Source organism: Streptosporangium sp. NPDC000563 (assembly GCF_040299985.1).
GTDB lineage: Bacteria > Actinomycetota > Actinomycetes > Streptosporangiales > Streptosporangiaceae > Streptosporangium.
The window spans coordinates 63,836-85,784 of sequence record NZ_JBEPDA010000022.1; the positions used below are offsets into that span (position 1 = coordinate 63,836).

General features: G+C 68.9%; 33 protein-coding genes. 4 read left to right on the forward strand and 29 right to left on the reverse strand.

Annotated elements, in window-relative coordinates:
* Positions 1-16 precede the first annotated feature (16 nt).
* Both ABT352_RS33130 and ABT352_RS33135 read left to right on the forward strand, forming a co-directional pair.
* Positions 17-226 (forward strand): hypothetical protein, encoded by a 210-nt coding sequence (locus ABT352_RS33130; RefSeq protein WP_350948947.1) that lies wholly within the window; start codon positions 17-19, stop codon positions 224-226.
* Position 227: 1 nt separating this feature from the next.
* On the forward strand, positions 228-392 hold the full coding sequence (locus tag ABT352_RS33135; RefSeq protein WP_350948948.1) for a hypothetical protein: 165 nt from the start codon (positions 228-230) through the stop codon (positions 390-392).
* A 62-nt stretch (positions 393-454) separates the two neighbouring features.
* Here the strand turns inward: ABT352_RS33135 and ABT352_RS33140 are convergent, their stop codons facing one another.
* The 18 genes from ABT352_RS33140 to ABT352_RS33225 all read right to left on the reverse strand — a co-directional run bounded on the left by ABT352_RS33140 (position 455) and on the right by ABT352_RS33225 (position 13,542).
* Positions 455-3,721: a hypothetical protein gene (locus ABT352_RS33140; RefSeq protein WP_350948949.1), complete on the reverse strand. Its 3,267-nt coding sequence runs from the start codon at positions 3,719-3,721 to the stop codon at positions 455-457.
* Positions 3,722-4,005: 284 nt separating this feature from the next.
* Positions 4,006-4,434 carry a DUF6221 family protein gene (locus ABT352_RS33145; protein WP_350948950.1) on the reverse strand — a complete coding sequence of 143 codons (429 nt, stop codon included), beginning with the start codon at positions 4,432-4,434 and terminating at the stop codon, positions 4,006-4,008.
* The gene (locus ABT352_RS33150; RefSeq protein WP_350948951.1) at positions 4,431-5,018 is read right to left on the reverse strand and encodes a terminase small subunit-like protein; all 588 of its coding nucleotides are present in this window, start codon (positions 5,016-5,018) and stop codon (positions 4,431-4,433) included. Before ABT352_RS33150 ends, ABT352_RS33145 begins: the two co-directional genes overlap by 4 nt.
* Positions 5,015-5,728, reverse strand: a complete 714-nt coding sequence (locus tag ABT352_RS33155) for a GTP cyclohydrolase I (protein ID WP_350948952.1) — start codon at positions 5,726-5,728, stop codon at positions 5,015-5,017. The genes ABT352_RS33150 and ABT352_RS33155 overlap by 4 nt, the downstream gene beginning before the upstream one ends.
* A gap of 36 nt (positions 5,729-5,764) precedes the next feature.
* Positions 5,765-5,959, reverse strand: coding sequence for a hypothetical protein (locus ABT352_RS33160; RefSeq protein WP_350948953.1), 195 nt, complete (start codon positions 5,957-5,959; stop codon positions 5,765-5,767).
* A complete protein-coding gene (locus tag ABT352_RS33165; RefSeq protein ID WP_350948954.1) occupies positions 5,956-6,279 on the reverse strand; it encodes a hypothetical protein in 324 nt (107 codons plus the stop codon). Before ABT352_RS33165 ends, ABT352_RS33160 begins: the two co-directional genes overlap by 4 nt.
* A gap of 664 nt (positions 6,280-6,943) precedes the next feature.
* Positions 6,944-7,495: a hypothetical protein gene (locus ABT352_RS33170; protein WP_350948955.1), complete on the reverse strand. Its 552-nt coding sequence runs from the start codon at positions 7,493-7,495 to the stop codon at positions 6,944-6,946.
* A 47-nt stretch (positions 7,496-7,542) separates the two neighbouring features.
* Positions 7,543-7,971, reverse strand: a complete 429-nt coding sequence (locus tag ABT352_RS33175) for a hypothetical protein (RefSeq protein WP_350948956.1) — start codon at positions 7,969-7,971, stop codon at positions 7,543-7,545.
* A 59-nt stretch (positions 7,972-8,030) separates the two neighbouring features.
* Positions 8,031-8,954, reverse strand: coding sequence for a hypothetical protein (locus ABT352_RS33180; protein ID WP_350948957.1), 924 nt, complete (start codon positions 8,952-8,954; stop codon positions 8,031-8,033).
* Positions 8,951-9,541 (reverse strand): hypothetical protein, encoded by a 591-nt coding sequence (locus ABT352_RS33185; RefSeq protein ID WP_350948958.1) that lies wholly within the window; start codon positions 9,539-9,541, stop codon positions 8,951-8,953. Before ABT352_RS33185 ends, ABT352_RS33180 begins: the two co-directional genes overlap by 4 nt.
* A 31-nt stretch (positions 9,542-9,572) precedes the next feature.
* A complete protein-coding gene (locus tag ABT352_RS33190; RefSeq protein WP_350948959.1) occupies positions 9,573-10,679 on the reverse strand; it encodes a DNA cytosine methyltransferase in 1,107 nt (368 codons plus the stop codon).
* Positions 10,680-10,740: 61 nt separating this feature from the next.
* On the reverse strand, positions 10,741-11,301 hold the full coding sequence (locus tag ABT352_RS33195) for a hypothetical protein (RefSeq protein ID WP_350948960.1): 561 nt from the start codon (positions 11,299-11,301) through the stop codon (positions 10,741-10,743).
* Positions 11,298-11,705: a hypothetical protein gene (locus ABT352_RS33200; RefSeq protein ID WP_350948961.1), complete on the reverse strand. Its 408-nt coding sequence runs from the start codon at positions 11,703-11,705 to the stop codon at positions 11,298-11,300. Before ABT352_RS33200 ends, ABT352_RS33195 begins: the two co-directional genes overlap by 4 nt.
* Before the next feature lie 102 nt (positions 11,706-11,807).
* On the reverse strand, positions 11,808-12,032 hold the full coding sequence (locus ABT352_RS33205; protein WP_350948962.1) for a hypothetical protein: 225 nt from the start codon (positions 12,030-12,032) through the stop codon (positions 11,808-11,810).
* Between the two features lie 4 nt (positions 12,033-12,036).
* Complete coding sequence (locus tag ABT352_RS33210) at positions 12,037-12,366, reverse strand: hypothetical protein (protein ID WP_350948963.1); 330 nt, start codon at positions 12,364-12,366, stop codon at positions 12,037-12,039.
* Positions 12,367-12,454: 88 nt separating this feature from the next.
* On the reverse strand, positions 12,455-12,766 hold the full coding sequence (locus ABT352_RS33215; RefSeq protein WP_350948964.1) for a hypothetical protein: 312 nt from the start codon (positions 12,764-12,766) through the stop codon (positions 12,455-12,457).
* Positions 12,767-12,961: 195 nt separating this feature from the next.
* A complete protein-coding gene (locus ABT352_RS33220) occupies positions 12,962-13,363 on the reverse strand; it encodes a hypothetical protein (RefSeq protein ID WP_350948965.1) in 402 nt (133 codons plus the stop codon).
* Positions 13,360-13,542, reverse strand: coding sequence for a hypothetical protein (locus tag ABT352_RS33225; RefSeq protein WP_350948966.1), 183 nt, complete (start codon positions 13,540-13,542; stop codon positions 13,360-13,362). Before ABT352_RS33225 ends, ABT352_RS33220 begins: the two co-directional genes overlap by 4 nt.
* A gap of 104 nt (positions 13,543-13,646) precedes the next feature.
* Here ABT352_RS33225 and ABT352_RS33230 point away from each other — a divergent pair, with 104 nt between their 5' ends.
* Positions 13,647-14,270, forward strand: coding sequence for a hypothetical protein (locus ABT352_RS33230; protein ID WP_350948967.1), 624 nt, complete (start codon positions 13,647-13,649; stop codon positions 14,268-14,270).
* Positions 14,271-14,343: 73 nt separating this feature from the next.
* On the opposite strand, the gene ABT352_RS33235 is transcribed toward ABT352_RS33230, so the two are convergent.
* Together ABT352_RS33235 and ABT352_RS33240 are read right to left on the reverse strand one after the other, a co-directional pair.
* Positions 14,344-14,718: a hypothetical protein gene (locus tag ABT352_RS33235; RefSeq protein ID WP_350948968.1), complete on the reverse strand. Its 375-nt coding sequence runs from the start codon at positions 14,716-14,718 to the stop codon at positions 14,344-14,346.
* Positions 14,719-14,773: 55 nt separating this feature from the next.
* The gene (locus ABT352_RS33240; RefSeq protein WP_350949025.1) at positions 14,774-15,160 is read right to left on the reverse strand and encodes a helix-turn-helix domain-containing protein; all 387 of its coding nucleotides are present in this window, start codon (positions 15,158-15,160) and stop codon (positions 14,774-14,776) included.
* Between ABT352_RS33240 and ABT352_RS33245 the strand changes: the two genes are divergently transcribed.
* Positions 15,095-15,238, forward strand: a complete 144-nt coding sequence (locus ABT352_RS33245; protein ID WP_350949027.1) for a hypothetical protein — start codon at positions 15,095-15,097, stop codon at positions 15,236-15,238. The two genes, ABT352_RS33240 and ABT352_RS33245, sit on opposite strands and share 66 nt — an antisense overlap.
* Before the next feature lie 625 nt (positions 15,239-15,863).
* Here ABT352_RS33245 and ABT352_RS33250 read toward each other — a convergent pair.
* The 9 genes from ABT352_RS33250 to ABT352_RS33290 form a co-directional block, all read right to left on the reverse strand.
* A complete protein-coding gene (locus ABT352_RS33250; RefSeq protein WP_350948969.1) occupies positions 15,864-16,094 on the reverse strand; it encodes a hypothetical protein in 231 nt (76 codons plus the stop codon).
* A complete protein-coding gene (locus ABT352_RS33255) occupies positions 16,091-16,657 on the reverse strand; it encodes a hypothetical protein (protein ID WP_350948970.1) in 567 nt (188 codons plus the stop codon). Before ABT352_RS33255 ends, ABT352_RS33250 begins: the two co-directional genes overlap by 4 nt.
* Positions 16,654-16,866, reverse strand: a complete 213-nt coding sequence (locus tag ABT352_RS33260; protein WP_350948971.1) for a hypothetical protein — start codon at positions 16,864-16,866, stop codon at positions 16,654-16,656. Before ABT352_RS33260 ends, ABT352_RS33255 begins: the two co-directional genes overlap by 4 nt.
* A gap of 5 nt (positions 16,867-16,871) precedes the next feature.
* Entirely contained in the window at positions 16,872-17,696 is an 825-nt protein-coding gene (locus ABT352_RS33265; RefSeq protein WP_350948972.1) for an ATP-binding protein, read from the reverse strand.
* A complete protein-coding gene (locus tag ABT352_RS33270) occupies positions 17,693-18,691 on the reverse strand; it encodes a hypothetical protein (protein WP_350948973.1) in 999 nt (332 codons plus the stop codon). Before ABT352_RS33270 ends, ABT352_RS33265 begins: the two co-directional genes overlap by 4 nt.
* A 400-nt stretch (positions 18,692-19,091) precedes the next feature.
* Positions 19,092-19,508, reverse strand: coding sequence for a hypothetical protein (locus ABT352_RS33275; protein ID WP_350948974.1), 417 nt, complete (start codon positions 19,506-19,508; stop codon positions 19,092-19,094).
* On the reverse strand, positions 19,505-19,783 hold the full coding sequence (locus tag ABT352_RS33280; RefSeq protein WP_350948975.1) for a WhiB family transcriptional regulator: 279 nt from the start codon (positions 19,781-19,783) through the stop codon (positions 19,505-19,507). Before ABT352_RS33280 ends, ABT352_RS33275 begins: the two co-directional genes overlap by 4 nt.
* A complete protein-coding gene (locus ABT352_RS33285) occupies positions 19,783-20,517 on the reverse strand; it encodes a hypothetical protein (protein WP_350948976.1) in 735 nt (244 codons plus the stop codon). The genes ABT352_RS33280 and ABT352_RS33285 overlap by 1 nt, the downstream gene beginning before the upstream one ends.
* Entirely contained in the window at positions 20,514-21,722 is a 1,209-nt protein-coding gene (locus ABT352_RS33290; RefSeq protein WP_350948977.1) for an AAA family ATPase, read from the reverse strand. The genes ABT352_RS33285 and ABT352_RS33290 overlap by 4 nt, the downstream gene beginning before the upstream one ends.
* Positions 21,723-21,949: the final 227 nt, after the last annotated feature.

The following is a 21,949-nucleotide window of genomic DNA, read 5'->3' on the forward strand; positions in this document are numbered from 1 at the left end:
AGGAAGGAGCACGATCATGTTCGGCAGGAAGAAGACGTTTCTCGTCTACGGTGACCCTGTTCAGGTGGACGAGATGCGCAACGGAGCGCAGACCCGAATGACGAAGAAGGCCCTGGAAGAGACTGGGCATCCGTACGTCGAGGTCAAGGCCAAGCGCAAGGACCGGGAGAAGACCCGTGCCGAGTTGGCCGATGTGCAGCGGGAGATGAACCGAGGTCGCAGCTGACATGGAAGACGCGCATGCGGAGGCGAAGGAGACCGCGCTCAGCCTGCTGAGGGGCGGCGCGGATCCGGACAAGCTCAAGGACCTTGCTCTCTCCTACGAGGAGAGAGCGCCGATGGTGACGTTGGGCGCCTTGGACGCCCTCGACGAGTACCGCGAAAAGCCCTGACGTCTGTACGGCTGACGCCCCTACCCGATCGGGTAGGGGCGTCTTCGCGTTCCCAGGGGGTGTCAGTCCAGCGAGATTACGGAGCCCCACCGGTTGGCCGGGGCGAGGTACGGGCACGGGGTCACGGCCTGTTCCTCGGCGGGGTCGGTGTCCGAGTCGTCGTTGAGCTCGTCGGGCTCGTTCCCTGGGGCGACCTCGAAGGAGACGCGCCACCGGCCGCCGACGACCTTGGAGAGCGTCTGGGTGAGAGGGGTCACGTAGCCGGGATCCTCCTTCACGTGGAAGAGGAACAGGTCTGCGGGAGAGTCGTGGCGGAGCACGATCCGCATGGTGTGCTCGTCGAAGTCGAAGACGCTCATCTTCGCGCTGATCTCGACGCAGTGCCGGGTGAGCATGAGCCACAGGGGTTCGCTGCGGAGCCGAAGGGTGTCGAGGATTGTCTGCCACCCCTCATCGACCATGCCCTCTGGCGATCGGGTGTCGGTCTTCAGTGCCGCCAGGAGCCGCGGCGGGGTCGAGTCTCCCCCTGGGGCTGGACTCGGCTCGCTGTCCGGCTCCTGCCCACCGGTGCCTGGGCGGGGCGGGTACGGGACGTCGTCGAAGCCGCGCCAGTGTCCTTCTCTCAGTGCCCCGGCGTGCTGGGTTGCCCAGTCGCCCCATTCCTGTCTGCGGGTTCCCCAGTGGGCTTCCCACCAGCAGACGGTGAGGAAATCGCCCCGGGTGATACCGAGCTCGGCGAGGACCGTCTCGGGGGCGTCCCCGGCGAGGTACGGGCCGATGACCGCGAGCGTGTCGGCCCAGGTGCGGGCGAGCGTGGGTCGGCCGAAGTTCAGCCAGGGGGCGGCCACGACATGCGGGCGGTTCGGGGCGTCGGCGAGCACTTCAGCCATGTTGGGCGCTGGTTCGGGGGCGGGCTGCGGGTAGAGCGCGGCCAGCTCGGCGACGAGGTCGGCCGCGGTCATGGCCGGGCTGCGGCGGGCGAGGTCCTCGGCGGTCTCCAGTGCGGCCAGGGCGTCGTCTCCGATGGTGTTGGCGCGGAGTTGGTGGGAGCGGCGGATTCCGGCCAGCCACCACCGGTGGGCGTCGGTGCCGTACTCGGGTACCTCGCCGAGTGCTTCCTTCCCGGCGGGCGGGTTCCACTGTCCGAGAGCGATCGACTCGGCGCGGTCGAGGATGCCGTTGCGTCCGCACGTCCAGCACGACGCCCCCCAGCCGGACCACGGGTGGTTGTCGCAGTCCTGCCGCTCCGCGCGGAGGCGGGCGGCGATGTCGGCCCTCACTCGCTCCTCGACGGCCGCAGCGTCGACCAGGGGCACAGCGGGCACCGGGGTGCCGGGGTCGGCGGCGACCCACCAGTCTTCGCCGGTGACCTGGTTCAGCGCCTCCACGAGGATGGTCGCGTACCGGCGTCCCTCGTGGGTGAGGGTGAGGAACCGGTCAGCGAGGGCGGGGCCGTCGAAGGTGGCCACGAGTCGAGGCCGGTCGTCCTCCGCCTTCTCCACGGCGACGCCGGCGCAGCGCCGGATAAGGAAGCTCCACACGTCCTGCTCGCGCCGCCTGAGGATGTCGAGGGCTGCCAGCCAGGCGCCCGGCGACGTCACGTGCGTGGCTGCGGGTGGCGCGTCGGCTTCGGCCTGGGGGTAGAGCTTGGCCAGCAAGGCGGCGAGGTCGGCCGCGGTCGCGGTCGGGTCGATGCGTGCGAGGTTCTGCGCGGTCTTCAGCACCTCCAGGACGTCCTTGCCGAGCCCCTCGGTGTGGAGGTTGTGCTCGGGCGCCTCGGCGGCCAGAGAGGCGGCGGCCTTCGACCCCGTGACGGTGTTGTTCAGGAGCCATTGCTGGCCGGTGATCTCGGTGAGCGCCTCGCCGAGGACCCGCCAGTACTCCTGGACCTTGTCCGGGCGGATGACGAGGCGCTGAGAGAACGGGATCACGATGTTGTCGTGGGCGAAGGTGAGCATCAGCTTCGGCGTGTCGAATCCCGGGAACGCCCCCGCGTCCACGGTCATGCCGACGCAGTACCGGGCGATGAAGTCCCACACGAGCGGCTCGCGCTGCCGGACGAGGTCGAGAGCCGTCAGCCAGGTGTTCGGGGCCGTCGAGGGCGGGGTCTCCGCGGTGCTGCTCGGGGGCGGCTCGGCGGGGGGACGCAGGTCGGGGACGGACCACAGGCCGCCGACGACGTCTGCGAGCACAGACTCCAGGATCTCCCGCCCGTCCAGGTCGAAGAAGCGGCTACGTTCCTCTCTGCGGACGAAGCCGAACGCCATCGTCTTCTCACCCCCGTGCGGGCCGTCCATCACGCTGTAGGAACGGCAGTCCTCGACGAGGAGGTCATGGAGCGGCGCGGACCGGCGCCGCACCTCGGCGATGACCGGCGACCAGCACAGGTCGGTGAAGATGCCCTGCGGTCGCCGATCCTCGGCGTCCTCCACGGGCGCGGGCTCGGGGCTGCTCTGGGGTGGCTCCGGAGCGGCGCGGAACTCGACCTTCCATTGCCCGCCGACGACCTCGCGGTGCACCTCCGCTAGGAGGCGGTGGCCAGCGAACTCGGAGAACTGGGCTTCAGCGCTGGGAGTGTCGAACGTGATCCGTATCGTGCGCTCGTCGGGGAGTTGTTCGACCACGTCCGCAGCAGTTGCGATGTCCACGTCGGCTGCGGTGCAGCGGCGTTCGAGCAGATACCCCAGGAAGGGGCGGCGCTTCTTCACGAGGTGAACGATCTGCGTCCACTCGGCCCCCTGCATCACGTCCCCCCACTTCCTGGCGTCCTCCACCGGAGCGGCCTCGGGGGTGCCGCTCGGCGCCCCCCAGTCGGACGCGATGCGCCATTCGCCGCCTCCGACGACGTGCGTGAGCGCAGTCTCCAGCACCTCCCATCCCTTCATCTCGGCGAAGCGGTCGCGGGCGTCCTTGTGGTCGAAGTGGAGCATCAGCCCCTGCTGGTCATAGGCCAGCCCTTGGTGTGGAGCTTCTATCACGCTGTGCGAGACGCAGTGCAGGGCGAGAAGACCATGCAGCGGCGCGGACCGGCGCTGAACCTCAGCGAGAACAGCTGCCCACGTACCCGCCGGGAAGGGCCACATCTCGACGTACTCGACGCGCTCCTCCCCTACCCGGGCGGGCGGCGGCCCGGTGATGGCCAGCACCAGCTCAGCGAAGTGCGCGACCGCAGGCCCGCCCGCCAGCGCGCCGAGGACCGGCGACCGGCCCTGACGGGGCTTCGTGTCGGCCAGATGCTGAGCGGCAAGCTCCGCGACCTTCGCCAGCGCCTTCTCGGCGATACCGGCCCGCTGCTCCGCCTCCTGAAACAGCTTCCACAGCCGCCCCATCACCTGCTTTCCCTCACGGTCCGTAGCGATAAAGGGGATGAGGGTCTCAGGATTCCCGGGCCGAGAACCCGCATCCTCGCCATTTCGGCTACACACAGTCATATCGGGGGCTCCCTGGGGGGTTAGGACGTCGATCAGGTCGGTATGGGGGTTCGGGGACCCCTGTGGGCTGACATCCGGCGTCGTACGCACGGCTTGCGATGTCGCCGGGCCGCGGTACACCGGCGGCCACTTCACCCCAGGCAGCCACAGACTCGGTTCGGGCCGACGCGGCCACGGCCACCTCACCACCTCACCACCCGCTCGGCCTCGGGGCTGACGTACGGGGCAGCGAGATCAGCGAGCTCCGGGCACGTCCCACCGGGCGGCGTCACCCAGGTGCCGTCCAGGTGCGCCCCGCAGCCAGGGCATTCGCTGCTCGCCGTCGCGCCCGGGTGCCGGGCCAGGATCCGCCGCTTGGCCGCGACCTCGTCCAGGACGCGCGACGGGTCGTAGCGGGCGATGTGGTTGGCCAGCTCGGCGGGGAGTTCGGTCGTCACCTCGCTCTTGTCGCCTGAGCGGAGTTGCAGGTACCGCGAGCCCCAGAGGTAGTCCACGGCTTCGATGTCGTCGCATCCGACAGCGCGCACTGTCTGCTCGTCGTCGTCGAGGTGAGCAGCGACGAGCGCGGCCACCGGGTTCTGAGCAGCCTCACCCGCCGGCAGCGGCCTCATGCCTCCGCCCCCGGCTGCTGGCCGGCCTCGTGGTCTTGGCGGGCCTGGCTGATCTTCTCCGCGAGCGCTCCGAGGTCCACCCCATGGGTGACCTGGAGAGCACCGCCGTCCGCGCCGGTCACCTCGACCGCCTTGATCGGCCGCCAGTCCGCCGGTCGGGTCCTGGCCAGATACTCCAGCGCGATCTTCCCGTTCGGCGGCGTGAACTGCTTCTCCGTCTCCTCCGTCCCGTCCGGCTTGTACCTGGTCACCTCCTTCACGACCGCGCCACCCTTCGCGTCGATCATCACCACCTCGACCATCGCCGCCTCAGCCTCCGCGCGGGCGCGCGTGACTGCGTCTCGAAAGTCGCGGAACTCCGCCGGGGCGTCCGGGTCCTCTGCCTGTTCGAGCCATCGGTAGACGGTTGGTTTGGAGACTCCAGTGAGAGCGCATGCGGTGGTGAGGTATTGGCCGTTGCTGAGGTGTTCGCAGAGCTTGTCCTGGAGTTCGGGGGTGAGCTTGAGTGGTCGGCCGGTCTTGGTGCGTTCCTCGTCGCTCTCCGAGCCCTCTGGGTGGTCGAGGTCGTTGTCGGTGTCAGTCATGGGGTGCTCCAGGCGGTGAGGAGTTCGGTTTGGCGGTCGGGGTGTTGGAGGGCGCCAGTGGTTCGGGTGGCCGTGGTTCGGGCTCCGGCGGTGCGGCCGTTGCGCAGGGCGAGGCAGAGGGGGGTGAGGGTGACGCGGACCGCGACGCCGGCCGCGGTGAGGTGGTGCTCCAGTCCTGCGGTGAGGACCTGGGTGAGGAGTTCGGGGTTCGTGGGGCGGGCCGCGTGCTCCTGGGTGAACGAGATGAGTTTCTGGGCGGGTGGGTGGACGGCGTAGCCGTGTTTGGGGAGGTGGGCGAGGTCGGCTGTTCCGAGGGTGGGGAGGGCGTGGCAGGTGCAGACGCCTGCGATGGGGATGCCGGTGGTGGCGAGGATGCCGGTGGTGGGTGGGAAGTCGACGGGGGTGTGGCGGATCGGCTGCTCCAGGTGGCGGCCGGGGTTGACGTGCAAGCCGTAGGTGAGTTCGCGGAGCGCGTTGAGGAGACGGCGGCCGGTCCCCTTCGTCGGCGTCTCCGTGGTGTCGATGCCGAGTCCTTCGAGGAGCGCGGTGGCGTGCTCGTGGAGCGACGGGGCCGCCGGGTCAGACTGTTGGGCATTGACGACGGAGTGCGCGCCGCTGACGCCTTCGTCCAGAGCGGGTTCAGGGAGCCGGGCGAGGGCGGCGGCAGGGATGCGGGTGGTGATGCGGGCGACGTGCGCAGGCGAGGTCATCTTCAGACTCCGGTCCGAGAAAGGCAGCAGGGCGGGTTAGGTGAGGGTGGCGCGGGCCAGCTCGGCGAGGATGACGGCGGCGGCGGCGGTGTAGGCGGCGATCCGCAGCGGGGTGCTGGTCGTGGTGGCCGCAGCCCATACGTGGACGCTGGCGAGGAGCAGCAGGAATGCGCGGAACGCGGCGACTGGCCATCGGGTGCCGGGTTCTTGGCCGGGCTGGCGGTGGCTCACCGGTCGGCCAGGGCCAGAGGTAACGCTGGGATGCGCGGGTACGTCGCGGTCTGCTCGTCGACGTCGGGGAGGTCGGGAACACGGTCGGCCGCAACGGCAAAGTACGGGTGGGTGCGGGCGGGCTTCGCACCTGCGTCGACCGCAACGACATCGCCGGGCTGGCCGAGAAGTTCGACAGCGGCGGGGCGTTTGAAGGGGTCGAAGGGGCCGCGGGCTGCGGTGCGGGGCAGGCCGGCGGGGGTGATGCCGTATTCGTGGGTGAGGTTGTCGTAGATGGGTGTGCCCGGGAAGGGGCTGGTCAGGGCTGCATGCGTGTCCATGCGGGCAGGTGTAGCGGGAGGGTGGGGCTTGCGTCTGGTTTCGGATGGTGGGTCCGCTGGAATTTTTTTACGGAAATCCTGGGCGCGTCCTGGGGAGTTTTCAGCGAGTTTCCGTGAGTTTTCGTGAGTCTCCGTGAGTCAGGGCGTGTCAGGGTGCGTCAGGGAGCCGAGGAGCGGGCTTGGACGCTCTCTGACTGTGGGGAGACGTCGGTATGCTTCCTGAGAACTCGAAAGGCCCGGTCCGCTGGAACGGACCGAGCCTGATTTTTCGAGATCGCGCCAGGCCCAGAGTTTGGACTGCACGCTGACCGGGTTTAAAGCAACCTTCAGCGTAGCCAGCGGTGAGAGCTACCGCAATTTTCCTCTGGGCCTGGCGGCAATCTGTTCTGTCGTTTCGAGGTTGTAGGAGGTCATGTGGCTGCCGGTGAGTGTTTCGAGTGGTCTGTGCGGATCCCTGGTGAGTGGGGTCGTCATGTGCGGGCGATCGTCATCACGGTCGTGATCGTGGTGAGTGTCGCGTACGGGGTGGATGTGAACGCTCTCCCCTGGGCTCCGCGCCTGTGATGACGGTGTAGGGCTAGCGGTACGCGAACGGCGGCCACCCCGCACGAGGGGGTGGCCGCCGTTGTGCTGTGCCCAGGTCTGGGAGGTGTCAGATAGCGCGTCAGGGGTGGTCGGCCCTGAGGCATCGAGTGACCTCTGCAACGTCCCAGTCAGCCACCTCGGCGATCTCCTCGTCTGGGGTGGCTGTGCTGTCGATCCATTCCTGTAGGGCTTGCGCCAGGCTGGGGGGAACGCCGTCAGTGGGGGGCGGTTCGGAAGACTCAAGGCTCTCGGAGAGCGGGTCGATGTGCCGCCAGGTGTCTTCGGGGTCCAGGCGTGCGCATGTCTCGTCGTAACCCTGCATGCCGCCGTCGCCGTGAGCTATGCGCGTGCCGGTGCGCCAGTCGAGAATCTCCCATTCGTCTCCGAAGATCTGGCCGCCGGTGATGATCTTGCCGCCGGAGGCTTCGATTTCACGGATGGCGGCGGTTTTCGCTTCATCGTCCGCAGCGTAGGTTCGCAGAATCTTGCGCACGTGATCACGGATAGCGTCCGACATGGGAAGCTCCTTGGCGGTCGAGAGCCCGACCTGACGTCGATGCTCTACAGGCTTTTCGTGATCGTCTAACGTAGACGCTGCTGCTGGGCGATTGCTCATATTGGTGTCAGGCATGGCGTTCCTTTCCTACGAGGGAGAGGGATCGTTCGGCGGCGCGGCGCTCACTCGGCCCCCCTGGCGGTGTTCGTCTCCCCCTGGGTGGTGGGCTCCAGGTAGCGGACGGGCTTGCCGACCTTCTCGGCGTACTCGATCTCGGAGCGAGTGGACGACCCGACGTAACCCCCCAAGTTGAGGACCATCACCTCGTCGGCCAGGTCGATCTTTCGCTTGTGCAGCTCGTCGAGGCGCATCTTGACGTCGGCCAGCTCGTTCTCGGGCATGTCGCCAAAGATCTCGGTGTCCGTGCGCATGTCGCAGCCGATCGACAGGACGATGCGGCCGGCGAGGGTCTCGCGGAGGTTGGCTTCCTGGAAGGCGGTGGAGAAGCGGGTGGAGCCGCACAGGACGACGATGGTGGGGCGGGGGCCGTTGAAGTCGCGTACCAGGTCGTGGTGTTCGTCGCAGTCAGCGCTGTTGTGGGGGTAGCTCATCGGTTCTCTCCTTCAGGGAGTGGGCGGCGCCGTGCGGGCGCCGCCCGGGGCGGGGCGGGTTACGCCTTCTTGGCGTCGTACTCGGTGGAGCCGTCCACCACGTGGCCGGTGCCTCGGCAGGTGTTGCACGCCTTCGCGGACGCGGAGGTGACCACGGCGGTCCAGTGCGCGGTCTGCTCGTCCCAGACGCGTTCGGCGTCGGCGCGGGTGACGCCGGGGACGCGGTCGGGGATGGGGAGGTGGAGGCGGCGGGTGATGGTGACCTGCCGGTTGTGGCCTTCGCCGCGGCGGCGTCGGGCGGGGTAGGGGGAGGGCACCCACTGGTGTTCGGGGAGTTCGAGCGGCACCTCCAGGACGACCTCGAACTCGTCGCGGGTGAAGACGTGCCGGACGTATGGCATGGCCTCGATGAGCTTCCTCAGGTGGTCGCGGAAGCCGCTGAGGGCGCCGGGGAACAGGTGGGCGTACTCGGGGCGCTGCGTGAGGATCGTGGGGAGGCTGGCGTGCCAGGGGCGGGGGTCGCCGACCGGGGCCGGGGCGGCGTTCTCCAGGACGGTCCAGGGGCCGGTGAGGGAAAGGGCTTGGGCGGTGACGGACTGGTAGAGGGGTGAGTACATCTGGAACCAGATGTCGTTCTGCTCGCGGAGCTCGTCGTACTTCTCGGTGGTGAGCGTGGCGGGGAACCGCTCGGATTCGGTGGCGGGGTCGTCCAGCCTGTAGCCGATGACGCGGTCGCGCTGGGGGACGTGGATGGTGATCTGCTCGGCCTGGTGGGCGCTCCCCCACCATCCGGGCTGGAGGAGCTTGGTCATGAGCTGGCCGTCCGCGTGGGCGGTGATGTCGCCCTTGGCGCCGTAGGCGGGCTTGAGGGTCTCGGGCAGGTAGTACATCCAGAGGCCGTCGTGGACAAGGACGTAGGTGGCGCCGATCGCGGGGAAGGTCATCGGGGGCCTTTCGTGGGGGTGGAGTGTGGGCTGGGTCATGCGGGCTGCTTCTTCCGGAGGCGGGGGTTCTTCCGGCGGATCTTGAGGCAGGGCTTGCAGATGCTGGCGTGGCCGTCCGGCCGGGCCTGGTTGCGGTGGAAGTCCTTCAGGGGCTTGGTCTGGTCGCAGTCGGGGCACGCCTTCTGGGTTCGGCCTTCGACGGGTTCGTAGTGCCGGGCGCCGGGGTTGAGCTGGTGGTAGCGGTCCCGGCCGTAGGCGCGGCGGCAGTCGATGCACCACCTGGCCTGATGGGCGTAGAACTCGCTGCGGTTCTTGACCGTTTTGCAGCGGGTGCAGCGCCTCGTGTCGGGGTCAGGGAGCTTCTCGTCGGGGTCGGCTCGGCGCGGGGTGGGGAGTCCTCGGTCGGTTTCGGTGAGGGCGGCGATGATGCCGCCGGGGTCCTGGTCGGTGGGGGTGGCGGTGATCCAGGCGAGGCACTGGACGTAGGCCGAGCAGGACAGGCAGGTTTCGATCGCGGCGTCCACGGCCTGGGTGTCGTCGGGGTTCGGGGTCATGAGGTTGGGGCGGTTGGTGCATGCTCCCCCGGTGGGGAAAGCGAGAGCGGCCGGGGCGGTGGGGGTGCTCATCGGAGGTCAGTCCCTTCGGGGGGGATGGTGGTCACGCGGCGGTTCCCGAGAACAGGTCGAGCTGGACCGGCTCGGGGGCGGGCAGGGTGGTTGTGCTGGCCGGGTACAGGTCGGCGAGGTAGGCGCGCACCGGGGTTTCCCAGTCGAGGCCGAGGGTTGTGCCGAGCACGGCGGCGGCAACGGGGGGAGAGACGACGTCGGCGGCCTGAAGGAACTGCTTCGAGCGGCTGCCTTGCCACGGGTAGTCCGCGGGGAAGCCGGTCAGTAGTCCCGCTTGGGATGCGGTCAGTGGGGCGCCGTCTGAGACGCGCTTCCAGCTCCGGGCTTTCTCGGTGAGGCACCAGGACAGGCCGTCGGTGCTGAACTCGTTGCCGCCGGATGTGCGCCGGTTTCCTCGGGTGTTGATCCGTTCCCCGGCCGGATAGTTCAGCGCTGACGCCATCGTGGTCTGGGGGAAGTGTGCTCGCGTTCCCGGGGTCAGGTTCGCCGGCGCGGTGTATCTGCCGCACGTCCACCCTTCCCGGAAGGGGAGGCCGTCCAGGTCTGGGGTTTGGTTGCGGGTGGCGATGACGAAGGTTCGGGTCCGGCGGGAGGGCAGGCCGAAGTCCTCTGCGTGCAGGGTGAGGACGTTGCACGCTGTGAAGTCATGTGCGGTGGCCAGCTCTGCGCACATCTCTTGCCAGATGGGGGTGACGCCGGGAACTTGCTCGCAGACCAGCCGCTGAAGGTGTGGGAGTCGGAGCGCGAACCGGACGGCCTCCACCACCAGGGCGGAGCGGACGTCCTGCACTCTGGCGTACACGTCGGCCCAGACGTCGTCAGGGCCGAGTCCGGCCTGGCTGTCGCCGAGTTGCCTGATGGCTTCCAAGATGTGGTGGAGGTCGTCCAAGCCGGTGCGCTTGCCGGAAGTACTGAAGGTGGGACAAGGGGGACTGATGATGGCGTCCGTCACGCCCGGCATGCTGTCGGGGTCAAGGTCGGTCACGTTGGCCTGGGTGCGGAGGAATCCGGCGGCGGTCGCGGTGGCGCAGGCGTCGGCGTCGATGTCGTAGCCGTGGATCGGGTCGGCCATGCCGAGGATGCGGGCGCCCATGTCCCAGCCCGCTGGGCCTGCGAAGAGGTCCACGATTCGCGTCATGGTGGCTCCAGGGGAAGGGGTGGGCCGCCCCCGCCGGGTGTGAGCGGGGGCGGGAGGGGGGTTAGGGGGTGGGGTTGAGGGCGTCCGTGAGGTCGTCGGGGTCGAGCTGGTAGCCCTTGCGGATGGCGCGCTCGATGAGGTGCTCGACGCTCGCCCACTTCTTGGCGTCCACCTGCGCGGTGGTCAACTCGGCGCGGGCCTTGTCTTCGCCCTCCGTGGCCTTCTTCGTGAGGCCCTGCCAGATCTCGACCAGTTGCGTCAGGTACTCGACCTCGGACAAGACTGGCCCGCCGCCCTCGGCGCACTGCCGTGTCTCGGGGTCGTGTCCGGCGACGCACAGGGTGCGGCTCTGGTCGTCGTGGTACCAGCGCTGCCGGTTGGCCTTCACCTCGGCGCGGAGCTGGTCCCGCTCGGTCTCGGCGGCGCGGAGCCGGGTGAGGACGTTGCCCATGCGCTCGCCCATGTAGCCGACCAGGTTGAGGCAGAACCAGTCCGCCCCGCTGCCGGGCTCGGGGTGCTCGTGGTCGAGCCGGGAACGGACGGTGTCGGCGAGTTCCTCGATCAGGTCGTCGGAGGCGGGCGGGTTGGTGAGGGCGGCCAGGGCGGTGGTGTCGGCGCTCATCGGGTGTCCGCCTCTCCGGTGTTGCTCTGGGCGGCCTCAAGGTCGAAGTCCAGGTTGAGGATCTGCTCGCGAAGGGCGGCGATGTGGGCGGGCCACATCTCGGGGGCGGCGAAGCCCAGCTTGTTGATCGCGTTGTCGAATCGCTCGTTGATGCGGCGCTCGAACGTGGCGCGGTCGAACACGATCGGGGTCTGCTCGCCCTCGGCGACGACTGCCCGGAAGTGGACAACCTCGTTGGTCTCGGTGCCGTCTTCGTCGCCCGGCGTGATGGCAATCTCGATGACGTTGTCGGTCGCCTTGATCGACGGGAACCACAGGTTGCCGCCGTCGTCGTACTCGCCGTCGTTGAAGGCGAAGAACTCGGCGACGTTCTCCGGGGTGGGCGGGGTAAGAGGGGTACTCAAGGGGTGTTCTCCTCTGCTGAGGGTGGGCGCCTGGTCGGCGTCGCGGGGGGTGGTGGGTCGCCCCCGCCTGGTGGCGGGGGCGACCAGCTCAAGGGGGGGCGGTCAGCCGGGGGTGGCTCGTACGGGGTCGTCTGCGTCCATCGGGTAGCAGGAGCCGAGGGACCAGACCTCGCGGCGCCCTTCGGCGAGGGTTTCCTCCCGGGTGGGCGGGTTGAGGTGGGTGACCTGAACGTCTCGGCGGCCGGTGTTCAGCCAGTCGCCGACTTGGAGGTCTGCGGCGGTGCGGATGATCCGCAGGGCGGGCGTCTCGGTGGTGTGTCGCGTCATCGTGTTAGGCGGCGAGGCGGCGGAGGGTGTGGGCCTCGCGGACGACGGCGAGGAGAACCGGCGCGGGGGTGTCGGTGTCGGTGCGCATCTCCCAGGCGGCGGTGGAGCGGCCGGTGAGGACGGGGTGGCGCTTGCCGTAGTCGAGGTCCCAGACGATGTCGGACGCGCCCGGGTGGAGGCGGGCGATGGTGATGTGGCCGGTCTCGGTGGCGATGGCGACGTGGATGTCGTCGTTGATGAAGACCTGGACGCCGGTGTTGGCGTGGCTGGTGGCGGCCGGGGGGAAGCCGATGGTCTGGAGGTCGTCGGCGAGGTAGCGAAGGTACGTGCGCAAGGTGTTGCCTTTCCGGTGTTGCTGGGGGCGACCCCGCATGGTCGCCCTTTCGAACACCTCAAAGACTAGTTAATTTTTTGATGTGCGTCTAGGGGTTCTCTGGGTGAAACGTGGACTCCAGCGCGAGAAGCTGCTCGCCATCCGGGCCGGGGTGCGAGACCAGGAGGGCGAGCGTCGCCAGATCGGCGTCGGAGAGGTGGACGCCGCGGCGGCCGGCGCGGAGATTCGCCGGGAGGGGCCGGAGGATGGTGGTGAAGGTGTCCAGGCGGGCGGTGAGGCGCGCGTTCTCCCGCTGCCCCTGGCGGCGGCCTTGGCGTTGGCCGAGGACGTAGCCGGCGGCTGCGGTGGCTACGGCGATCCCGGCGGCGGCGAGGAGTGCGGTCGCGATGACGGCGGGCATGGGGCGGGTCACCGGGCCGTGCCGTGTGGGGTGGTGCGGTGTGCGGCCATGGCGGTGGTTCTCCTCGCGGTCCGATGGGACGGGATCGCGGGGAGGATGCCGGACGGCGATAGCTAGTGTCTGGCCTCGGCAAGACGGCGCACGAAAAAACCCGCCGACCCCGGAACGGGGCGGCGGGTGAGGTTCAGCGCGGGGTTAGGGCAGGTGCTCGATGACGAGGTGGGGGGCGAGGGAGTGCAGCGGGTAGGGCTCGGCGGTGAGGGCGGGCCAGCCGCGGGAGGTGGCTGCTTCGACGACGGAGGCGGCGGTGAGCGCTGCGGGGGCGTGGCTTCCGGCGGGGCGGAGCGTCGCTGCGAGGTTGGAGGCGCTGGCGCGGGTGAGGTCGCCGGTGGTGATGGTGACCGGCAGGTCCAGGAGGGTGTCGACGAGGTCCCAGTCGCGTTCGCGGATCTGGCCGAGGGCGGCGGCGAGGGCGGGGATGGGGACGGCGATCACGGTGTGGTCTTGGACGCTGGACCAGACGACGGCGGCCATGTAGGGGGATCGTCGACTCCAGGCGTAGAGGGCGCTGGTGTCGAGTACGCGGCCTCCGATCACTCGGAGTGCTCGGCCTCGGCGTGGAGGTGGGCGTTGGCCGTGTCGGGGTCGGCGGCGAACGCGCGAGCTTGGGCGAGAAGGTCGGGGTCCGGTGGGCCGCCGAGGAGTTCGGCGAGGGCGGCGAGGGCGGCGTCTCGCTGTTCGTCGGTGTAGGCGACGGTTTCGGTTCCCGTGGTCATGCGGTCAGGGTACCCGGATCGGGGGTTGTGTCTCCAGGTGGTTGGTGGATCACGGTCTGGGCACTCCGCTCCCCCACGGCCGGGCCGGGCGAGACGATCGGGGGGTGGCGGAATGGGCGAAGTTGATCGAGGCGATTGCGGGCCTGGTGGGTGCGATCGCGTGGCCGGTGGCAATCGTGCTCGCGGCGGGAATGGTGATGCGGCGGTACAAGGCGGCGTTCGGCCGGCTGATCGACCGGATGACGACGCTGTCGTATCCGGGGGGTCAGATCGAGTTGGCGGCGATCGAGGCGGCGAAGCTGGCCGAGGAGGAGTCGGATCAGGAGGCGCAGGTTGCTGAGCTGGTCGAGCAGGCCGCTGGGGAGGAGGAGGGGCAGGAGCAGAGGCGTGAGGTGTTGAAGGCTCTGGCGGAGCAGGCTGAGGAGTTGGGGAGGGTTCGCGCGGAGCTTGATCTCCTCAGGAACCGGCCGGTGGTGGAGTCGGGTGGGTTGTGGCCGTCGAGGCAACCGCCGCCGAGTGGATTCCCATCGGTGCCGGATTTCTTCACGGCGTTGGTCTCTCCTCCCGAGGAGAACATGCGGCGCTACTTGAACCGCGCTGAAGTTCTGGTTGAACGGCGTCGGCGGGAAAATGAGGCTGATCGGAGAGCTGCGGAAGAGGCCGATCGGAGAGCTGCGGAAGTGTCGAGGAGCGCACGCTTGGCGAGGCAAGATTCCGAGCATGAGTGAAGAGGGTGAGCCCCGGCGGGAACGCGAGAGCCGCCTCACCGAGTGGTGGGGCGGCTCTCGCGCTGTTCGGGGCCTACTGTTCGGGCTGGTCGAGGTAGACGACTTTGGCGAGGCGGAGGGTGAGTCCGCGGCGCATGGTGTTGTGGGATGGCTGCCAGTAGGTGCGGTCGCGGTCGGCGAGTTCGGGGGTGGGGCGGAGTTGGGGGTTGATCCAGGGGACTTTGCGGTCGCGGTCGTGTTCGGCGGAGACGGTGAGGTATCCGGCGACGCGCTCGGCGGGAGCGGCGGGGCCGACTGGCCAGGATTGGCCGCAGGTGCCGGAGCACACGATCTGGGTGGGGCCGTCCTGGGGGGTGGTGATGACCTCGTAGGTGCAGCCGTCGCGGCGGCAGTCGTGGCGCTCGTCCTGGTCCTCGTCGGGGACGGTGGTGGTCGGGTTGGTGGTCATGCTGACTCCAGGGTTCGGGTTGTGCAGGTGTGTCCGGAGGGGAACTGGCTGGCCTTCATGCCGTTCCTTGTTTCGCGAATGGGCGACCCGGACGAAATCGCGGTAGGCCCAGTTCGTCTAGAAGGGCGTTGATCGCTTTCGGGCTGCGCCCAGATCGGCGTGCCATTTCCCTGACTCGAACTCCTGCGGCATGCCAAGCAGCGATCTGCTGGGGATCGAGAGGCGGCAGATAGTCACCGGAGGTTCGGAAGGTGACGCCTCTCCGCTGAAGGACGCGGAACACATGGCTGACGTCAAGGCCCAGGTCAGTTGCAATCTTTGTGGTTGGCTGGCCAGCTGAGTAACGCTCCAGCATTTCTGCGGCGTACGGAGACTCGTGACGCTTGGAGTGCTCATCTGCCGTCAACGGCTCCAGGTTCTCCGGCCGGTTGTCCGTACGCACGTGGTTCCTGTGGTGGACATGCTCCGCGTCAACGACCACGCCGTCTTGGACTCGATGCTCAAGTACCTCGACGTATGAACGGTCGCCGACGTGCCAGCGCAGGGCCACGTACCCGTCGCTAGTGGGGTACCGGTACGGCTGCTCCTCAGGGATACGTGCGCCCGACTTGAGTCGCCGGATCTTCGTTTTGGGCTTCACTTCTTCGCCTCCCACGAGTGCACGAGCAGGCCCTGCTCGTAAGCCCAATCGGGCTCCTTGTCCGTGATCTCCGTATGGCACGGTCTGCAAATCGGGACTGCGTTCTCCGGATCTGTGATCGACCCACCGCGGGCTCTGCTCAACGGTTCGTGGACGTCGTCAGCCAGGCGAGGGCAGCCGGCCACGATGCACGCGGGCGCCATGTCTGGCCACAACTCGCGAACCATGGCCCGCCGTTCGCGGTTGGCTTTGTCCCGCTTGCGGCTGGTCGGGTTGAGGCGGGTGCGGGCGAGTTGGCTGCTGCCCTGGGCGAGTGGGGTACGGCGCTCCAGGCGTTTGGTGCCGCGCGGCATCGGCGAGCGTCGCGGGCCGGTGCGCTTTCCCGGGGGCAGGAAGGCAGTGCCGCACTGGCAGACCTGGTCGTCGGGGCCGTCGCCGGGGAAGCAGCCGCCGCAGGCCGGGCACGGGTTGGGGGTGCCCGGCTGGGACGGTCGGAGGGCGCCGGTCACGGGGTCTCGGCTGGGATGAGGACGCCGAGCAACCTGAACTGCTCCGGATAAGCGCGTGCGGCGGCCTGGGCCATCACGGCGTGCTGGATGGCGTGGACGTGAACGAGTAGTTCGTTGAGGTCCTGGGCGCGGGCCGGGCCGTTGCCGACGATGGCAGCGAGTTCTTCGGCGAGGCGGCCAGTGAGGGCGAGGACTTCGAGTTCTCTACCGGTGAGGGGGGTGCTCACGGCTTCCTCCGTGGGGATATGGCCGGGGCGGGGGCTTGGTAGTGGGTGTCGAGGTAGTGGCGGCGCCATCCGGCGGCGGCGGCCTGGGTGGTGGGGGCGGGGTGGTGGTGGGCTTCGGGGCATCCCGGGACGCGGCAGTACCAGCCGGTGCCGAGGTGCTGGGCGGGCCGGGTCAAGGGGATGACCTCCGCGACGGGTTCGGGTAGGGCGGGGGCGCCGATCTCGACGCGTTCGCAGCGTTTGCCCTTCGGCCGTTTGCGGCTGCACAGCATCGCGGTGATGCCGCGTTCTTCGGGCCGGATGGGCATGTAGAAGTAGTGCGGCGGGTAGTCGGTGAGCTTGGCGAGCAACTCGATCTGTTCGCGGGTGGGGATGAGCGTCCCGGCTTCCCACTGGTCGACGGCTGGTTCTTCGACGCCGCATGCGCGGTCGACTTCGGGGCCGTACAGCTCTCGCAGGTTGAGGGCGGTGGTGATGCGGTACGGGATCGGGGTTGGGGAGAGTTCCCGGGCCTGCTGCTGGGTGCGCAGCGCGGCCCGGTACTTCTCCCGGTCGGTGGTCACGGGCTCGCCGTCGTGGGCTCGTACCCGCCGTTGAGTTCGGCCTCGAACGCTTCTCGCCACGCCTTCTGCTGGTCCGCGGGCAGCGCGTGGTAGGGCTCGTAGTGATCCCAGAGCAGATCGTCGATGGCAAGCCACAGTTCGTCCATCTGGGCGCCCGCGTGGGCCAGGACGTCTGCGACGACGGCTTGGACCGTCTCCTTGTCGGGCATCGCGGTCACCACGGCACCGGCTTCCGCCAGGACTCGCCGACGACGCGGACCACGGTGGCGTCGTGCATGAGTCGCTCGGTGATGCGGTGCCCGTACCGGCCGACGAGGTTGGGGTTGACGGGGCGCTTCTCGGCGGGGGTGTCGGCGAAGCCTCGCTCGTCGTAGGGCAGGTTGGTGGTGACGATGGTCTTGCGGTGGTTTCGGACGCGGGCGTCAACGATGCGGTACAGCTGTTCCAGCGTCCATTCGGTGATCTTTTCGGCGCCGAGGTCGTCGAGGATCAGTAGGTCGCATTCGCAGGCGTGGCCCATGACGGTTTCGGGGTCGTCAGCGGAGGGGCGCAAGGCGGCGTCGAGGTCGGCGGTGTTCCACGCGGTGACCCACATCGGGAGCGGCTGGCGGGCGGCGGCCTGGTTGCCGATGGCCATCGCTGCGTGGGTCTTGCCGCGCGAGTTCTCTCCAGCGATGAGGAGGGTCCGCGACTGGGAGGTGAGCCATCCGGAGACCTTGCCGTCCGGGTCCTGCTCGGCGGTGAGGGTGGCGAGGTCGGCGTTGAGGTAGTCGGCGTAGACGCCGGTCAGGCAGCGCTGCCAGAGCATGGCGCGGTTGCGGGCCTGCTGCTGGCGAACCCACTCGGCTGCTTCGCGGGCTTCCTGCTCTGGGGTGGGGACGATCGGCACGACGTTGCTTTCCATCGCTTTGGCGAGCCTGGCGAACGCCTCGCGGCTGAGCCCGGCCGCCCACGTGGACATGACGTCGCTCATCTTCTGCACCTGAGGGGTGTTGCGCTCGTCGTCGGGGACGTCGTCGAAGGTGGTGGTGGTGCTCATCCGAAAGCCCTTCGGTTCTGCTCGTGGTGGGGGTCGTCGGGGTTGTGGCTGCCGGAAGCTCCAGCCCAGTGGTTGCCAGGCGAGCCGCCGGGGCGCGAGCCACGGCCGGGAGCGAACTTGACGGTGTTGCGCATCCAGGTGCGCCACGCGGCCAACCAGTCCTTGAACTTCGAGCCCTTGGCCCGGTGGAAGTCGAGGAACTGCTCGGTCTCGTCGTCGAGGTTGACCGCGATGCCCTTGCTCTTGGCCCAGGCGCGCATCTCGAACGTCACCGGCAGGTCGTCAGGAGCCGCAGTAGCGCGGGCCGTGGGCTTCGGCGCCGAAGGAGGCGGGGTGAACAGGCCGTCGCCAAGCTCGTCAGAGGTGGCGGTTGGAGTCGCCGAGGCGGCGTTGGTGCTGGCGTCCGCGTCAGCGGGCGCAACAAGGTTGTGGTTGGTCTTCTTCTCGTTGGTGTTCTTTGGAATGGTCTTCTTCTTAGGGGTGTGATCAGCCGATATCGGCTCACCCGTTGTCGGCTCATCCGCCATCGGAAAATCAGACGACGGGTCCGAGTTGGGGGAATCGTCGTCGCTACCCGTCGTGTGATTTTCTGACGATGGCTCTGAGCTGGTGTTGTACTCCTCGGGGCAGTCCGTGAGCCAGTACTCGGTGCCCGTGACTCGGCCCGTCTTGGGGTCACGGGTCTGGACGCGCACGAGGTAGCCGTACTGCTCCAGTTCGCCGATGGCGACACGGATCGCGTGGACGCCTTCGGGGCCGCCCTCGGTCAGCTTCGCGATGCTGGTCTGCCAGCCCTCCCGGTGGGAGGCGAGTTCGACGAACAGGCCGCGCGCCCGGCGGCTGAGCCGACGATCACGGGCGAGGTCGTTCGACACCTGGGTGAAGTAGTCAGCCCGCATGCGACCCCGGCGGATGACCGCCCCGATCGGGTTGCTGACTATCGGGGGCTTACCCCGCACGGGTTCTTCAACATGCGCAGCGTCAGATACGCTCACGTACGCCTCCTCATGTGCTCTAGCGGGTGATGAGTTGAGGCAGCCGGTCCGGGCGTTGGTAGCGCCCTTCCGGCCGCGAAGGCGACCTCGTGAGGGGTCGCCTTCGTCGTTTTCGATATTCAGTTCTAGTGACGAGTCTACCCCGTTTTGATCACCTTTGGTGCCCGAAACTGGGGATTGACCAGGGAAAATGCTCATATCGGGACCTCGGGGGAAGCGGGCCGGCGGGGTATCCCCCGCCCGTCTGGCCGGGGCCGGGTAGCGCCTACAACCGCCACCCCTGCGGGGCGGTTCAGCGGACCAGTGGCCCAAGCGGACGGGCGGGGAGGTTGAGGGGACCAGACGGGTGAGGCTTGCGTCTCACCCCGACCCACACACCCCCACCAGGTATGTCCGAATTTCAGGCCGCGGTGAGGGCCGGGACGGGCACCAGGTGCCAGTGCCAGCCGCACCGCGTCACCACGAACCCCGCCCCCGCCAAGATGTGCGCCGCACGCGCCGCCCCCTCCCGCCGGAACGCCGGGGCCGGGTCGACGCCGCAGATCTCCCCCGGCCGCCGTCCGACCCACCGAGGGTGGCCGATGTGCCAGAAGCCGGGGCAGTGCGGGCAGTCGTCGTAGGCGTGCATCCGCTCCCCCGGGAACCGGGTCCGCCGGTACGCCTCCGCGTCGGTTCGGGTCGGCAGCCGAAGCTTCCCCGTCTCCGGGCAGCGGCCCGGCAGCGCCTTCCACGCCGTCACCCGGGCGCCGTCGCCGTCGCGGCGGGGCCGCACCAGCCCGAGGCGGCTGTACGACGACCGGGCGGCCTTCCTGCTCACGCCGCACTCCGGGCGGCGACCTTCGCGTGCCGGTTGTAGCGGCGCTGCGTCTCGGTCTCCCCGCCCCACACCCCGTACGCCGTGCTGGTGCCACCCGCCAACGCGGTGACCAGGCACTGCCTGCGCACCGGGCACTTCTGGCACACCTGCTTGGCCGCCTCGATCTGCGCCTCGATCTGGTCGCCGCTGGTGCCGTCCGGGAAGAACAGGTCCGGGTCGGGCACGATCGAGCGGTCCGCGCACCGGGCTCCGTCACTCAGTCTCTTGATGCTCATCAGGGGGTTCCTCCGGTCTGAACAGTGGGGGTAGGCAGGTCAAGCAGGAAAGCAACGTCTACGGCGCTGAGGTCGCCCCTGTGGGCCGCACGAGCAAGCAGCGTGTGATCAACGCCAGACGCCTTCACGAACGTCGGAGAGGGGTTTGTGGGCTTGACGAGCAGGCCCGGCAAGTCGCCGACCTCCCCCGTCCCCGGGTGACACATCTGGCCGGTCTTCGCGCAACCCAGCAGAACCTCCCAGAACGCGGGACGCACAGACGGTGTCGCCGCCACGTCCCCGCCCCCCGGGATGGACTCGCCGTCACGCAACGCGTGGAACTGCGCCTCGGTGAACTGGACCGACCACAGAATCTCGGTGGGGTACTCATCGGCCAGCCACGCGAAGAACGCGTCCTTGTCGACGACCACAAGGGTGTAGCCCTTCTTCGGCATCCCCACCCCGCCGATCGACTCCCCCGCCAGGTGCACGGTCTCGTCGTCACCCGCGCACATCCACGGGTGCCCGTCCCTCTGAGGGGACTTCAGCAGCTCCACGTCAGCCTTGATCAGCGCACTGAGCCGGTTCTCGACCAGCCGCCGGTACGCGAGCCGCGTCGTGACCTCCCGACGCGACAGCCGCGCCTTCTTCGCCCGAACCCCCGTCGTCTTCCGGGGCCACCGCACCACGACAGGCCGATCCAAGGTGAAGGGCGTCTCCAGGCCGGGGATGGTCTCAGCCAGCACGGCGGTCACGTCGCAGCTCCCTCGGCCTGAGCGGCGGCGGGGGCTTGGCCGTGGGCGAAGCCGAGGTCCACGCGGCGCTGCTCCAGCAGCCGCCACAGGTACCCCAGGTCGCTCTGACTGGCCGCACCGGTCGCCCTCAGGTCGTCCAGGTCCCGCTGGATGCCCTCGATGAGGTCGAACTCCTTGACGTGCGCGATCCGCAGCGTCACCTCGGCGACGAGCTGCTTGTCGTCGGGCACGAACTCCGGCGCCCCCTTGCCGGGCGGGGTCAATCCGCTGGTGTCCGGCTCCGAGGGGGCGGGCGGGGGCGGGGGTGTCTGCTGCTCCTGCCGGGCCAGCCACTTCGCCTTCATCGTCAGCAGCGACACCAGTGGACCGGTCTGCCCCTTGCGGTTGCGGACGGTCAGCCCGGCCATGCCGCGCGTCTCGACCTCCTCGGCGAGCGCGAACAGCTCCGCGCTGGTGGCGTCCTGCGCGGCGGCACGATCGAGGTAGTCGCGCAACGTCGGCAGCGCCTCGCCCTGGCCGAACCAGTCGGCGAGCGCCTGCCCGTACTCCTGCCCCGGGTTCCGCTCGATGGCGCCGATCTGGAGCGCCGCGACGTCCTCCACACACGTGGAAGTGACCGTCAGGGAACCGTCCAGGTCGACCGTCGCCGCGAGGTGGAAGTCGTACTCCAACCCGTCGCGGTGGTCGGGCTTGAGCGCCACCTTCCACCCGCTCGGGCGCCCATCCTGCGCGGCGGCGACCACCACGTCGGACTTCACCCGCAGCGTGGCGATGACGTGGCCCGGGTAGTCGAGCAGCGCGTCCATCATGGCCAGCTCGTGCGGACGGGCCTCGGACCAGCCCGACTGCGACGGCGACTTGCGGTGCTGGTCAACCAGCATCAACATGCCGTCCCGCCCCGACCAGAACGAGGAGAACGTGTCGATGATCAGCACATCGACGCGGGCGGCGACCGCCGCCACGACGATGTCCGGCATCACCTTCGGCGAGCACGAATCGACCCGCAAGTGCACGAAGGTGTGGTCGTCGGCGTACCGCGCGGCGGCACCCCGCTGGGTGTCCACCACCCCGATCACACCGTCCGCACCGACGAGACCACGAGCGATCCGCAACGCGACCGGCAACGTCGGAGCGCCGGGCAGGCCGTCCAGGATGATTCGCGCCATCTCCGCCGTACGAACAGCGGGGGCGAACTCAAAGGTCATGAGGTGGTTCCTTTCCGTGGAGCTCCATTTCGGGAGGCAAACGGGACCGCTCCCCGCGCCACCCGAGACGGCGGTAGCCACCATGCGAAGCCCCAGAGGGGGAGGAGACCGGCCAGGGCGAGCGTGCCGCCCACCCCCGCCTTACGTCCCACCCCACAATTAAACCCGCACATAATGGCTCGTATAAGAAAGAGCGTATTGGGGTTTCAAAGAGGATGCAAGACTCT

Bases quoted from the DNA above. Each gene is read 5' to 3' on its own strand.
- ABT352_RS33130 (WP_350948947.1), top strand. From the start codon at position 17: ATGTTCGGCAGGAAGAAGACGTTTCTCGTCTACGGTGACCCTGTTCAG.
- ABT352_RS33135 (WP_350948948.1), top strand. From the start codon at position 228: ATGGAAGACGCGCATGCGGAGGCGAAGGAGACCGCGCTCAGCCTGCTG.
- ABT352_RS33140 (WP_350948949.1), bottom strand. From the start codon at position 3,721: ATGGGGCGGCTGTGGAAGCTGTTTCAGGAGGCGGAGCAGCGGGCCGGT.
- ABT352_RS33145 (WP_350948950.1), bottom strand. From the start codon at position 4,434: ATGAGGCCGCTGCCGGCGGGTGAGGCTGCTCAGAACCCGGTGGCCGCG.
- ABT352_RS33150 (WP_350948951.1), bottom strand. From the start codon at position 5,018: ATGACTGACACCGACAACGACCTCGACCACCCAGAGGGCTCGGAGAGC.
- ABT352_RS33155 (WP_350948952.1), bottom strand. From the start codon at position 5,728: ATGACCTCGCCTGCGCACGTCGCCCGCATCACCACCCGCATCCCTGCC.
- ABT352_RS33165 (WP_350948954.1), bottom strand. From the start codon at position 6,279: ATGGACACGCATGCAGCCCTGACCAGCCCCTTCCCGGGCACACCCATC.
- ABT352_RS33170 (WP_350948955.1), bottom strand. From the start codon at position 7,495: ATGCCTGACACCAATATGAGCAATCGCCCAGCAGCAGCGTCTACGTTA.
- ABT352_RS33175 (WP_350948956.1), bottom strand. From the start codon at position 7,971: ATGAGCTACCCCCACAACAGCGCTGACTGCGACGAACACCACGACCTG.
- ABT352_RS33180 (WP_350948957.1), bottom strand. From the start codon at position 8,954: ATGACCCAGCCCACACTCCACCCCCACGAAAGGCCCCCGATGACCTTC.
- ABT352_RS33185 (WP_350948958.1), bottom strand. From the start codon at position 9,541: ATGAGCACCCCCACCGCCCCGGCCGCTCTCGCTTTCCCCACCGGGGGA.
- ABT352_RS33190 (WP_350948959.1), bottom strand. From the start codon at position 10,679: ATGACGCGAATCGTGGACCTCTTCGCAGGCCCAGCGGGCTGGGACATG.
- ABT352_RS33195 (WP_350948960.1), bottom strand. From the start codon at position 11,301: ATGAGCGCCGACACCACCGCCCTGGCCGCCCTCACCAACCCGCCCGCC.
- ABT352_RS33205 (WP_350948962.1), bottom strand. From the start codon at position 12,032: ATGACGCGACACACCACCGAGACGCCCGCCCTGCGGATCATCCGCACC.
- ABT352_RS33215 (WP_350948964.1), bottom strand. From the start codon at position 12,766: ATGCCCGCCGTCATCGCGACCGCACTCCTCGCCGCCGCCGGGATCGCC.
- ABT352_RS33225 (WP_350948966.1), bottom strand. From the start codon at position 13,542: ATGACCACGGGAACCGAAACCGTCGCCTACACCGACGAACAGCGAGAC.
- ABT352_RS33235 (WP_350948968.1), bottom strand. From the start codon at position 14,718: ATGACCACCAACCCGACCACCACCGTCCCCGACGAGGACCAGGACGAG.
- ABT352_RS33260 (WP_350948971.1), bottom strand. From the start codon at position 16,866: ATGCCCGACAAGGAGACGGTCCAAGCCGTCGTCGCAGACGTCCTGGCC.
- ABT352_RS33265 (WP_350948972.1), bottom strand. From the start codon at position 17,696: ATGAGCACCACCACCACCTTCGACGACGTCCCCGACGACGAGCGCAAC.
- ABT352_RS33280 (WP_350948975.1), bottom strand. From the start codon at position 19,783: ATGAGCATCAAGAGACTGAGTGACGGAGCCCGGTGCGCGGACCGCTCG.
- ABT352_RS33290 (WP_350948977.1), bottom strand. From the start codon at position 21,722: ATGACCTTTGAGTTCGCCCCCGCTGTTCGTACGGCGGAGATGGCGCGA.